Genomic DNA, 11,820 nt, shown 5'->3' on the forward strand with positions numbered 1-11,820 from the left:
TACTGAAAAGGCTCTATAAGTAAGCATCTTTTCTCTACTCCATCATATAACAGCAAAGTCTATAAGTAAATTACATTAAATTTATAGTAATCCATAAGTAAACATGATAGATAGAATAGTAGTTCAATGATGCATATTTTGGGGTGCCTGTCATAATAGAAGAATAATGAGTTGAGGAGTGAAGTAAGTGAAGAAAGCTTTACTAGTTATTGACTACACGGAGGATTTTGTTGCAGTAGAAGGTGCGTTAACGTGCGGGGCACCAGGAATTGCACTCGAAGGTTATATTGCAAAACTTACGCAGCAATTTATCGATGAAAAAGAAGCAGTCGTTTTCGCAGTTGACGTACATGACGAAAATGATCCTTACCATCCGGAAACACGTCTATTCCCTCCCCATAATCTTAGCGGGACGGCCGGTAGAGAACCATTCCGCTCTTTGAAGCAGCTTTACGAAGACAATAAGGATGCTATTCATTGGATGGATAAAACCAGGTATAGCGCGTTTGCAGGAACAAACCTTGAAATTTGGTTACGCGCTCGAGGTATCCAGGAAATTCATTTAGTTGGCGTGTGTACAGATATTTGTATCTTACATACTTCAGTGGATGCCTATAACAAAGGATTCACAACGTTTGTACATGAACGTGGTGTTGCAAGTTTTGACACTACTGGGCATGAATGGGCGTTGCGTCATTTCGAAAACACGCTCGGTGCAACGGTGATTCGATAAAATAATGTAAATAATTTTAGCCAATAGGTTTCAAGTAGGTCATTTAAGGTTATTACAATAACTATAAGCGACAAATTATATTAGCTAAAAGGAGAGTGTTTACATTGAGTATTATTTGGTTCTTAATTATCGGTGGAATCATCGGTTGGGTAGCTGGACTTATTCTTGGGAAAGATATCCCGGGCGGAATCATTGGTAACATTATTGCAGGTATCGTAGGTGCGTGGATCGGCGGAATGCTACTCGGTTCTTGGGGTCCTAAAGTATCGGACTTCTATCTTGTACCAGCGATCATTGGTGCTGTCGTTCTTGTCTTCATTGTCAGCCTAATTATGAAAGCTATGCGTAAAGCAGCATAATCGTAACAAAAAGGACTTCGCAAATGCGAAGTCCTTTTATTTTTGTGCTTGTTTTGTTTGTTGTGCTTCGAATTCTTTATAGAACCAGAGTACGTCTTCTACATATTTATCACTATGGTTATAATGGAATATCGCTTTTTCAATTTGGCCGTCTGCTGCGCCACTTTGCGCTAAGTAGTTTGCTGCACTAAAAATCGCGTCCTCTAAATTATATGGATCAGCAATTCCATCACCGTTTCCGTCTACGCCATATCCACCATACTTTGCGATGACGTCCAGGTTTGTTTTGTCGTCCTCTGGAATTTCCCCTTTTCCTAAGTCTTTACATCCTGGGTAGCCCCAACCGACAAACGTGCATGGCATGAACTGCATATGCCCTTCTGCTCCTGTTGGAGAAACCATGGTTTTCATCGTAGAAAAACGAGTTTCGACCCGGTGATGTGCAGCGAGTAGCGTCCACGGAACACCGTACTCTGCTGCCGCTGCCTTATAAACAGGAATATATTCTTCCGGAATCGTCAATCCGCCATGTCTATCGGACAAATCCATCAACGTGCTAGCGGACTTTTGAATAACTTCCGGGTGTTTAAGACTCGTCCAGATAATTGCAGTTAAGGTGAACAGGACGACTGAAACAGGAATTAGCAACGCAATTATGAGAATCTTGCCTTTCGCAGATAGGCTGCGTTTCTTTTTCTTCACTCGTCCCTCTCCTCTCTGCTAATTAGTCTTCTTCGCTAAGGGCTTTCATGTCCGCTACGATTGTATCAAACGGAACGTCTTCATATCCGGCATAGGATTTAACAACTTCACCTTCTTTATTAACTAACCCGAACCGTGAACCATGTATGACTTGGTCTGTGTTTGGATCATCGATGACCGGCATTTTAAATGATTTTACTGCAAGATCATTAATGTCCGACATTGAATAGCCTGTAAGCATGATCCACTTCGATGGGTCTGGAACGCTAAAATCATCCAGATATTTTGCTAATTTTTCAGGCGTATCCACTTCAGGATCTACACTAAAGGAAACAATTTTATAGTCTTCTATGTTTTTATCGACTAATTTTTCCTGGAGATCTGACATATTGGTCATCATCGGTGGACATACACTCGTACATGACGTGAAGACAAATTGTGCTAACCAAATTTCACCTTTCAAATCATCCAGTGTTACCGATTCGTTGTTTTGGTTTGTAAATTCGAAAGGATCAATGCTGTAATGATGATCTGCTTTAAACCCACTAGAACAGGCACCTAATATAAGCGCCATCATAATTACGCTAAAAAACAGTACTCTTTTCTTCATCACTCTGCCCCCAGACTTTATACATTCACCTTATCATATCGAACTGACAAACGCCAAACAACCATTGATTCCTGGGTTGTTTGGCGTTTGTTTGTCTGTTATGTGAAGCCTACTTCACTTTTAGAGTGACGAGTGCTCCATGAATTGCTTCGAGCTTTGTTTCTAGACGGTGGAGCAGATAGAAAGAAACAAAAACTGGGAACCCCACCTCTTGGATGAATCCCATCGCTTGTTCCATTATTTGTTCCATTCCGTTTCGCCTCCTTTTTGATAAGCACTTGCTGTGTAGTGAAAAACCGATCCCTGTCAGATGACTAGGGACCGGTTCCTTAATGACTTATTTCTCAGTATTGATGAGATTATTCACTGTGTGATCGACAATTCTAGCGCCTTTAACAGCTATGAGTGCCTTCCCCTCTTTTTTGAACACATCAGATGCAATAATTTGTTCCATTACAGTTTGGACTTCAGTCGGTGTTACGCCAGGACGTGGCTCATCGACGGTTAAGACAAAATCCTTTCCATCGGATTGTGTAAATACAAGTTGTAGTGTAAGTGCCATTTGTCAGTTCCTCCTTATCCGGCTCATTAGCCTGTAATTTCTGATGTTAAGATCTTCTCGTAAGACATGACTCCCATTGCGGACAATTGGCCAAGTGATGAGAGTGCAAGCTTCAAGTTAGCTGGTGTTGCGTCTTGTGTGACAAAGCGATACGTTTTAGATTTGCGGATGAGACGTCCATCAGGTGTTGAACCTGCATTGAAGAAAATCTTGCCGACTGCTGTTTGGAACTCGAGTGCTGCTGCCATGTGCGTTCCCCTCCTTTCACAGTCTAGATAGACGAATGGATGAGAAAAGGATACAATGTTCGTGAAAGTTTTTAAGTTTACATGTACAATCGATAGTGTAGAGAGTCATAAAGAGGTGAACGTATTATGCCAGGCTGGTTTATCTGGTTTATTGTATTTTGGTGTATCGTCTTAGTCGGTCTATTTGCAATCGGTGGATTTTTCATGTTCCGTAAGTTCCTTAAAGTGTTCCCAAAAGAAGATGGCAAATCGACATTGGACTGGGAAGAGTACTATGTGGATCGTTCCCTGCACCTATGGAACGATAAAGCGAAGGTCTTGTTGAATGAACTCGTTCAGCCAGTTCCTGAATTATTCCGTCCTGTGGCAAAGCAAAAGATTGCTGGTCGTATCGGTCAGATTGCGCTCGATGAGCATGCGAAAACGATTGAATTCGACCATATTATACGGGGATATATTGTAGCAACGCCGAAACGCGACCACAAATTTTTACGCAAGAAGCTTAAAACAATGGATGTCGATATGACTCCATATGAGCATTTGTTTTAACAAAAAAAGAGAGGGACCGGGTCATTTGACCACGAGTCCCTCTCTTTTTTGGAGGTTATTGTATTTGATGAGCATTCCGATGCGCCATGGGACAATCATCGCAAATGCGAGAATGAAGAACATGCCAGCCAGTTCCCCTACGTCGATCGAACTACTTAAAATCAGTTTAGCGACAAGACGGAAGATGAGTAATCCCGCCAAGATAAAGATAAACGCTTTCGAACGTTTGACAAATAATTGACCGTTTTTCTTCTCGAAATTCGTCGTAGCAATCAAGATCGTTGAAAAGATAAGACCAACAGTTGCAGCCTCAAACACCTGACTCCACGGAACTTGGAATTGTGTAAACAAGAACATTAGCATTCCGGAAGACATGAAGAGTGGCGGCAGTATGATACGGATTGGAGAAATCGGACGTTCTGCTGCTTTAGAACGTACAATAAATCCCATGACGCCCATGAAGAAGAAAGCGACTGTCGATCCAACGATTAGATAGACAGGCGGAATTTTGGTGAAAATCGCATCAACAAATTCTTGCAGTTGACTCATCCTCGCGTCGCCTCCTTCAGTTCGTCCATCCGTTTACAAAGTGGTTCGATAGGAACGAAACGCGCAAAGCGAGCCGTTTCTTTGCCTTGATGGAATAACAACACAGCGGGTGCCGCAAAGAGCGACAGCTGCCCCGCCATTTCCGGCACTTTCGCCACGTTCACAGAATAGAACGGGAATGGATACTGTTCGTGAAGTTCTTCCACTTGTGGATACAGTCCCTCACATACAGAACAATGATCTGTCTTTACGAATAGGAGCACTGCTTCTCGTTGTGTTAAAAGATCTTGCCAGGATTTAAAAGACGTGACTTCGTTCATTGTTCAATCCTCCCTGATGGTCAAAAACCTTGGAAATCTCCAAAGATTGGACTAAGTAAGCTGATTAGGAATGTCATTCCGTCAAAGAACAACACAATTCCGAAGATAATCATGAAAGCTCCGCCAATCCGCATGATTAACTGGTTATGCTTGCGGATCCATCCGAGACGTGTCACGAAGAACGAGAGCACGAAGAATGGAATTGCAAATCCAAGAACGTATGTCATCATGTAGAGCATGCTTGAACCTGGATTGGATGCAGCTAAACCAATGATAGCACCAATAATTGGTCCCATACAAGGTTGCCAACCGGCTGAAAATGCGAGTCCGATTAATGCGGATCCCAAGTAACCGGATGGCCGGTTCTTAAATTGTAGTTTGCGTTCTTGCATTAAAAACTTCGGTGTAAAAATCCCGACTACCATCAATCCGAATAGAACGATGAAGATAGCACCGACTTGTCGAAGAATATCCATGTATTCGATAAAGAAACGGCCGATAAATGAAGAGCCAAATCCAAGGAAAATGAATACGATAGAAAATCCGAGTAGGAAAAATAGCGTATGTAACATGCCGTTTCGGCTCATCCGTTTCTTATCAGAACGTAAGTCGTCAATTGACATCCCCGTTATATAAGAGATGAATGCCGGATATAAAGGCAAGACGCACGGAGAGATGAAACTTAAAAAGCCTGCACCGAATGCAAGGAATATGTTCACATCTGTTGCCAAGGAACTTCCCCCTTTAGTAATTTTCTTTTTCCTCTCCATCGTATCAGAACGGGACGTTGAATACGTACTTTTTGTCTGTGAACAGTTTATGACACATGAAAAAACCGCACATGCTCCATGTCATGTACGGTTTTCAGCATTATTTAAGCGGATTGACCATTTTGCAATTGATACATTTTATAGTAAAGCCCTTTCATACTTAGAAGTTCCTGATGAGTTCCACGCTCAGCAATCTCTCCCTTATGCAGCACTAAAATTAGTTCCGCGTCTTGGATCGTACTAAGTCGGTGGGCGATTGCAATCGTCGTTCGGCCTTTACGCATCTTTTGCAAACTTGCTTGAATTGCAATTTCGGTTTCTGTATCGATATTCGCTGTTGCTTCATCGAGTACAAGTACTTTCGGATCTGTCGCCATCGTGCGTGCAAAGGCAATGAGTTGTCGCTGTCCACTAGATAAGGTCGCGCCACGTTCCATTACTTTGTGGGCATAAGCCCCTTCCAATTGCTCGATGAACTTATCAGCTTGCACAAACTCTGAAGCGGCTCGTACTTCTTCAGATGTCATCGATTCGTTATGCAGACGGATGTTACTTTCAACATCTCCGTAAAACATAAATGGATCTTGAAGGACAAGCCCGACTTTCTTACGTAATTCATCCATCGGATAGGTCTTCAGGGAACGTCCATCAATCGTAATGGAACCGCGCTCGTACTCATAGAACCGCATGAGCAAGTTGATAATCGAACTCTTACCGCTCCCCGTATGTCCGACGAGTGCGACAGTCTCTCCTGCTTTTGCGGTGAATGATATATCTTTCAATACCTCTGTTTTCCCATCATAACTGAATGTAACGCCGTCAAAAGTTATAGATCCGTCGGTAATCTTTCTATCGCGTTGTGCTTGCTGAACTGGTTCCATATCGGGTTCGTCCATAAGCGCAAAAACGCGTGATGCTGCAACAAGAGCCTGTTGGAAAATTGACAATCGGTTCATTACTTGCTGCACAGGTTGGAATAAACGGCTCAGTAACGTTGTGAACGCATAAATTACTCCGACATCCACGGCAGTTGAAAGTGACGAGAATCCGAAATAGCCTAGCGTAAAGACAACAGCTGCTGCATATAGCAAGTCGATGAATGGCCCGAGTAGGATACTGTCAAATTTAATGTTGCGGATACCCGCTCGGTAATGCCCATCGTTGATGGATTCAAATTCATCTGCAAGCCGTTTTTCTTGGCGGAATGCTTGAATCATCCCCATTCCAGATAAGGACTCCGAAATCTTTCCGTTCAATTGACTGAGTCGTTCTCGAATGTCTTGATAGAAATCTGCACTGTAATAACGATAGACCGATATGAGAGTAACAAATAACGGTAACAATACCATTGAGTATAATGCTAATTTCGCGTCCAGTGAAAAGAGCGCAATATAGACACCGATGATGCCGAAAATCGCCTGCAAGAAGGTGACTACCACGCTGACAAACATTTCTTTAATCGCTTCCGTGTCATTCGTCACGCGTGAGACAATTGCACCTGCTGGTGTTTTATCAAAATAACGCATACCGAGTCCTTGCACTTTAGTAAACGCATCGATGCGCAATTGTTGAATGACTTTAAGCGCAATCCGTTGGAAACGAAGTGACTGGAAATAGGAAATCACAACGACCGTTAACTGGATGATGACATAGGCGATGAGCAGCTGGATGACACTGGATCGCTCAAAATCCAATGGAACTAGATGATTATCAATGAAAGATTGAATTAGAAGCGGGCTTACAATGCTTCCCGTAATTGTCAATGCAAGAAGGAACAACGCAATGGCAATCGACACGCGGTGGGGCTTCAAATATTTAAGAAGTCGTACAAGTACGTTCATTTGCCCACGAGCTGACAATTTAGTCTGTTTCACTTCCGCCATTACGCCTCACCTCCTTGTTCAACAGATGCTTCAAGTTGTTGCAAGTCGTACATTTCTTTATACTTGCCATCGAGTTCCATTAGTTCTGCGTGGGTTCCGGACTCTGCGATTGTTCCGGCATCCATCACAATGATTCGGTGCGCATGTTGAATGGCGCTTAACCGGTGAGATGTGATAATTGTTGTTTCTCCATTACGTGTTTCTTTCAATGAATGAAGGATTGCTTCTTCTGTTTTCGCATCCACTGCTGACAGCGAGTCATCTAAAATGAGTAACTCAGGTTGCATAAGAAGAGCACGAGCAATCGATATCCGTTGCTTCTGTCCTCCGGATAGTGATACGCCTCGTTCTCCGACAATCGTCCGATATCCTTCTGTGAAACCTTCGATATCGTCATGAATATGCGCAAGTTTCGCTGCTCGATGAATGTCTTCTTGCGGAACTGTTGGATTCGTAAAGGCGATGTTCTCCGCCAATGTCGTTGAAAATAGGAAATGATCTTGTGGGACATATCCAATCGATTCCCGGAGACGTTGCTGTTTGTAACGATGAATGGAATGCCCTCCATATGAAATGACACATTTATAGTCATCGAATTCCCGAAGCAACAGTTTCAAAATTGCGGTTTTCCCGGATCCAGTCTTCCCAACGATTCCAAGGGTTTCTCCTTGTCGTAAATTGAAATGGACATCCCAAAGTGCAGGTTTTGGATCTCCGGGGAACGTGAATTCATCGATATCGACAGACAAATCTCCTTTTGGCCGTTCGTCGATTGCACCGACTACATCGACCACTTCAGGATCGACGGACAGCAATTCACGAATACGTGTGTACGAAGCATTTCCGCGTTCTACAATGTTGAATAGGAATCCGAACGCAAGCATTGGCCACGTCAACAAGCCCAGATAGGTACTGAATGCCACCATATCGCCAACACTCATTTCCCCTGCGATGATGAAGCGGGTACCGAAGATGAATGACATAATAGAAGAAACTGCAAAAACTGCACCAATCGTCGGGTCGAATAAGGCATCTATGCGAGCAACGCGCATATTTTTTTCAACGACTTCATCGGACAGTTGACTGAAATCCTCAATGTCTTCCCGCTGTTGTCCAAACGTCTTAATTACTTTCACTCCGGAAATACTCTCTTGCGTCTTATCGTTCATGCCCGAGAACGCTTCTTGAGCGGTCCGGAAGTGACGACGTAGCAACTTTCCGTAAAAGCTAGTCAATCCGATCATGATTGGTATCGGAATCAATGCAATTAGCGTCAACTTCCAGTTAATCGTCAAGGCCATTGTTAAGATGACGAAGCCGCCTGTTGAAATCGAGTCAAAGAGTGTCAACACGCCCATGCCTGCAGTTTGCTGTACAGCATTTACATCATTGGTGGCGTGTGCCATTAAATTACCTACACGACGTTTTTGATAAAACGCAGGTGACATCTTTAAAAAGTGATCGAATAATTGCTTTCGAATCGTTCGTGCAAGAACAATTGATGAACCAAAAATCATGACGCGCCATAAATAGCGGAATAGGTACATGGCAATCCCGGCAGCAGCTAAAATAACAAGCCACTTCGTCAGCTGATTCGCAGTTAACGTTCCTTTGGTAATGTCATCGACAATGTAGCCGATGATTTTTGGCGGCAGTAGTTGCAATATGGAAACGAGGACAAGTGCTGTAATCCCAACTGCATACTGCTTTTTACGCTGTTTGAAAAACCAGCCGAGCTGAATGAGTACGTTCAATGAATTCCCCTGCCAATCTATAATAGGACTCTGAACAGTTTAGCAGATTTCCACACATTTCGGACAGTATTTGTTTCGAATCATTCGATTTCAGAAATAGTTTCAATATCGAAGAGTGAAAGTATCCGTGCCGCCCCTTCCTGCGTCACAACACGCAACTGTTTTCTTTCAGGTTCTAGGCAATGGACATGGAACTCTTCCGTCACGGGTTGCCCAGTCTGCCAATGGGTAATTGCAATCGCTTGATGGATCTCCATGGCAGAGGCGATGATATAATTCCATTCCTCCAATTGTTGTTCGTCCGGCTCACTCCGCGTAGGGAGCGCGTCTTCAGCTTGCCACGCACGCAAGCGCTCAATGTGTTCGGGTAACATTAGCGACGTCCATTTAATCTTTCCACGATCTCGTAGCATCCTATCGCCTCCTTCCGTCCGTCAAGTACCGTCATTTCACATGACCGCCAATGAGTCCCGCTCGATGCCGCGCAGTTCCTGCATCGGTATACGACACTGCACGTAAAACGGCAGTGGATCCATATTTACTACGGAGCTCATCCACTGTCTCTCCGAGTTTGCGTGTTTTCCATTTGCGTTGGTCGAACAAGCTTAATTGCATCGAATGCTCTTCCACTAGATTGGATAGGCTCAGCGATAGTTGGCGGACGGGGCGTCCGTCATGGAATTTATCGAACAGTTCTATACAGAGTCTATAAATTTTCATCGTATCGTTGGTCTCTTCTACAAGCGACTTAGAACGACTGAATCCTCCGCCTAAGGCGTTTTTAGAGTATCCGACAGATAAATGTACTGTACGACCTGCACGCCTTGCAGTGCGGGCACGCATGGCAACGTCTTCACACATCTCGAGTACTACTGCAAGTACTTCATCGCGACGTCGATAATCTCTGAAGAGAATCTGTCCCTTTCCATAACTGACTTGCCCTTCAATTAATGGCGCACCTAAATCAGACAAGTCAATTCCATGTGCATGATGATAGAGTTGGTTCCCTATGACACCGAATTTCTCCTCCAACTGGATAAGTGGCGCGTGTGCAAGATCACCAACCGAATAAATACCTAGTTCGTTCAACGAGTGTTCAAGACGCCTTCCGATTCCCCACATTGAACTAAGTGGTGCGACGGGCCATAATTTTTCAGGCACATCATCATATCCCCAGTACGCAAAGCCCGTTTTCTTCGCTTCCAGATCTAGTGCGAGTTTTGATAGCAACATATTTGGTCCCATTCCACATGCAGAATGCAGTTGGAACTGACGCAGCAACTCATCTTGAATGCGGGCAACGGTTTCTCTTGCGGGGCCCCACAGCTTTTCCGTTCCATCTAAGTCGACGAAACTTTCATCGATGCTGTACACATGGATCGCTTCTTTCGGTACATATTGGTTGAGTAAATGTGTGATTTCCATCGATATTTTTATGTAGAACTCCATCGTCGGTTCGATCAAACGGATAGATGGATCATCTGGAATTTCAAAAAGGCGCATCCCTGTTTGAATGCCGAATTTTTTTTTGAGTGGAGGCGAAGCCGCTAATACGACACCACCTTTACGCTTTTTATTCCCAATAATCGCAATCGGCGTTTCCATGACATCGAGTCCTTCCAAGGCAGCAGCACAACTTGCGTAAAAACTGCGCATATCCAAACAGATGATCTTTCGTTCGGGTAGTCGGTTCATAATGTCTCCTCCTAGAACGTTTGTTCCCTTATTATAAGTCTTGCAAACGTGTTATACAACAACCATTCTCTTCCAAATGTAGTGAGACGTTGAGATTCCGCCCTCCTTTTCACTAATTTATTTTTGGGAAATGGAAATTCGCCATGAAATTGCCACTGATTCCTGCAGAAAATAGTTGACTTGATAAGGTGATAATGATTATCATTGAGAAAAAGACGGAAAGTAGGAACATATATTATGAAATCCCACGCCTTGCTCGCTTCACTACTCGCAACAGGCCTTATCCTTTCTGGGTGCGGTACCGATAAAGCAACTGAGAAAGAATCAGCGGAAGCTGTAGCTCCTACTGATCTTCAACAAGAGACGGACGCATACCAGCAATTCGCATTGGAACAGATGGATCAGTTCGTGGTGGAAACGGAAAAATTTGTCATTGCTGTGAAAGAAGGAAGACTTGAAGACGCAAAAGCAATCTATCCCCTAGCGCGTATGTACTTTGAACGTTCTGAGCCGATTGCAGAAAGTTTCGGAGATCTCGATCCGCGTATTGACGCACGTCTCGCAGACTTAGAAGACGCAGGTCAAGGCGAAGAAGAGTGGTCCGGCTATCATAAGATTGAATACGGTCTATGGGTCGATAACACAACAAAAGGCTATGAAGATGTTGCCGATCAGTTGTTAAAAGATGCAAAAGAATTACGCGCTCGTGTTGAAACGGTTGAAGTCGGTGCGGACCTGATGATTACAGGGGCAGTCGACTTATTGAATGAAGTATCCACATCAAAAATTACGGGTGAAGAGGAAATTTTTTCTCATACCGATTTATATGATTTCAAAGCAAACGTTGAAGGTGCAGAAGAAATCTTCCACATTTTCGAAGCAGTCATTAAACAAAAAGATACAAAACTTGCAACGGACTTGACGAGTAAGTTTGCAACTTTGAACGGACTTCTTGCGAAACACGAAGATGGAAATGGTGGCTATATCTCTTATGAGGACTTGACGAAAGAAGACACGAAGCAATTAGCGGATGCAGTTAATCAACTCGGTGAACCATTGAGCATGATGGGCATCGTAATGGAGTGA

Annotated in this window: 16 protein-coding genes; 4 read left to right on the forward strand and 12 right to left on the reverse strand. The window is 43.6% G+C overall.

Going from position 1 to position 11,820, the window contains the following annotated elements; translation table 11 throughout:
• Positions 1–187: 187 nt before the first annotated feature.
• Both ACRPI0_RS06675 and ACRPI0_RS06680 read left to right on the forward strand, forming a co-directional pair.
• A complete protein-coding gene (locus tag ACRPI0_RS06675) occupies positions 188–733 on the forward strand; it encodes a cysteine hydrolase family protein (protein ID WP_432355544.1) in 546 nt (181 codons plus the stop codon).
• A 104-nt stretch (positions 734–837) separates the two neighbouring features.
• Entirely contained in the window at positions 838–1,092 is a 255-nt protein-coding gene (locus ACRPI0_RS06680) for a GlsB/YeaQ/YmgE family stress response membrane protein (RefSeq protein WP_432355545.1), read from the forward strand.
• 36 nt (positions 1,093–1,128) lie between these two features.
• On the opposite strand, the gene ACRPI0_RS06685 is transcribed toward ACRPI0_RS06680, so the two are convergent.
• The 5 genes from ACRPI0_RS06685 to ACRPI0_RS06705 form a co-directional block, all read right to left on the reverse strand.
• A complete protein-coding gene (locus ACRPI0_RS06685; RefSeq protein WP_432355546.1) occupies positions 1,129–1,794 on the reverse strand; it encodes a lytic transglycosylase domain-containing protein in 666 nt (221 codons plus the stop codon).
• A 22-nt stretch (positions 1,795–1,816) separates the two neighbouring features.
• Positions 1,817–2,404, reverse strand: a complete 588-nt coding sequence (locus ACRPI0_RS06690; RefSeq protein WP_432355547.1) for an SCO family protein — start codon at positions 2,402–2,404, stop codon at positions 1,817–1,819.
• A gap of 109 nt (positions 2,405–2,513) precedes the next feature.
• On the reverse strand, positions 2,514–2,642 hold the full coding sequence (locus ACRPI0_RS06695; protein ID WP_432355899.1) for a YvrJ family protein: 129 nt from the start codon (positions 2,640–2,642) through the stop codon (positions 2,514–2,516).
• 99 nt (positions 2,643–2,741) lie between these two features.
• Positions 2,742–2,966: a DUF2922 domain-containing protein gene (locus ACRPI0_RS06700; RefSeq protein WP_432355548.1), complete on the reverse strand. Its 225-nt coding sequence runs from the start codon at positions 2,964–2,966 to the stop codon at positions 2,742–2,744.
• A gap of 26 nt (positions 2,967–2,992) precedes the next feature.
• The gene (locus ACRPI0_RS06705) at positions 2,993–3,214 is read right to left on the reverse strand and encodes a hypothetical protein (RefSeq protein WP_432355549.1); all 222 of its coding nucleotides are present in this window, start codon (positions 3,212–3,214) and stop codon (positions 2,993–2,995) included.
• Between the two features lie 126 nt (positions 3,215–3,340).
• Between ACRPI0_RS06705 and ACRPI0_RS06710 the strand changes: the two genes are divergently transcribed.
• Positions 3,341–3,763, forward strand: coding sequence for a DUF2621 domain-containing protein (locus ACRPI0_RS06710; protein WP_432355551.1), 423 nt, complete (start codon positions 3,341–3,343; stop codon positions 3,761–3,763).
• Between the two features lie 21 nt (positions 3,764–3,784).
• Here the strand turns inward: ACRPI0_RS06710 and ACRPI0_RS06715 are convergent, their stop codons facing one another.
• From ACRPI0_RS06715 to ACRPI0_RS06745, 7 genes are all read right to left on the reverse strand, one after another.
• The gene (locus tag ACRPI0_RS06715; RefSeq protein ID WP_432355553.1) at positions 3,785–4,312 is read right to left on the reverse strand and encodes a CcdC family protein; all 528 of its coding nucleotides are present in this window, start codon (positions 4,310–4,312) and stop codon (positions 3,785–3,787) included.
• The gene (locus tag ACRPI0_RS06720; RefSeq protein WP_432355554.1) at positions 4,309–4,632 is read right to left on the reverse strand and encodes a thioredoxin family protein; all 324 of its coding nucleotides are present in this window, start codon (positions 4,630–4,632) and stop codon (positions 4,309–4,311) included. Before ACRPI0_RS06720 ends, ACRPI0_RS06715 begins: the two co-directional genes overlap by 4 nt.
• A gap of 20 nt (positions 4,633–4,652) precedes the next feature.
• Positions 4,653–5,363: a cytochrome c biogenesis CcdA family protein gene (locus ACRPI0_RS06725; protein WP_432355555.1), complete on the reverse strand. Its 711-nt coding sequence runs from the start codon at positions 5,361–5,363 to the stop codon at positions 4,653–4,655.
• 143 nt (positions 5,364–5,506) lie between these two features.
• Complete coding sequence (locus tag ACRPI0_RS06730) at positions 5,507–7,285, reverse strand: ABC transporter ATP-binding protein (RefSeq protein ID WP_432355556.1); 1,779 nt, start codon at positions 7,283–7,285, stop codon at positions 5,507–5,509.
• Positions 7,285–9,039 carry an ABC transporter ATP-binding protein gene (locus tag ACRPI0_RS06735; RefSeq protein ID WP_432355557.1) on the reverse strand — a complete coding sequence of 585 codons (1,755 nt, stop codon included), beginning with the start codon at positions 9,037–9,039 and terminating at the stop codon, positions 7,285–7,287. The genes ACRPI0_RS06730 and ACRPI0_RS06735 overlap by 1 nt, the downstream gene beginning before the upstream one ends.
• Before the next feature lie 80 nt (positions 9,040–9,119).
• Positions 9,120–9,452 carry a YolD-like family protein gene (locus ACRPI0_RS06740; RefSeq protein ID WP_432355558.1) on the reverse strand — a complete coding sequence of 111 codons (333 nt, stop codon included), beginning with the start codon at positions 9,450–9,452 and terminating at the stop codon, positions 9,120–9,122.
• 31 nt (positions 9,453–9,483) lie between these two features.
• Positions 9,484–10,734, reverse strand: coding sequence for a DNA polymerase thumb domain-containing protein (locus tag ACRPI0_RS06745; RefSeq protein WP_432355560.1), 1,251 nt, complete (start codon positions 10,732–10,734; stop codon positions 9,484–9,486).
• 237 nt (positions 10,735–10,971) lie between these two features.
• Here ACRPI0_RS06745 and efeO point away from each other — a divergent pair, with 237 nt between their 5' ends.
• Entirely contained in the window at positions 10,972–11,820 is an 849-nt protein-coding gene (gene efeO / locus ACRPI0_RS06750) for an iron uptake system protein EfeO (protein WP_432355561.1), read from the forward strand.

It is taken from the genome of Sporosarcina sp. A2 (genome assembly GCF_050858885.1).
Taxonomy (GTDB): Bacteria; Bacillota; Bacilli; order Bacillales_A; family Planococcaceae; genus Sporosarcina.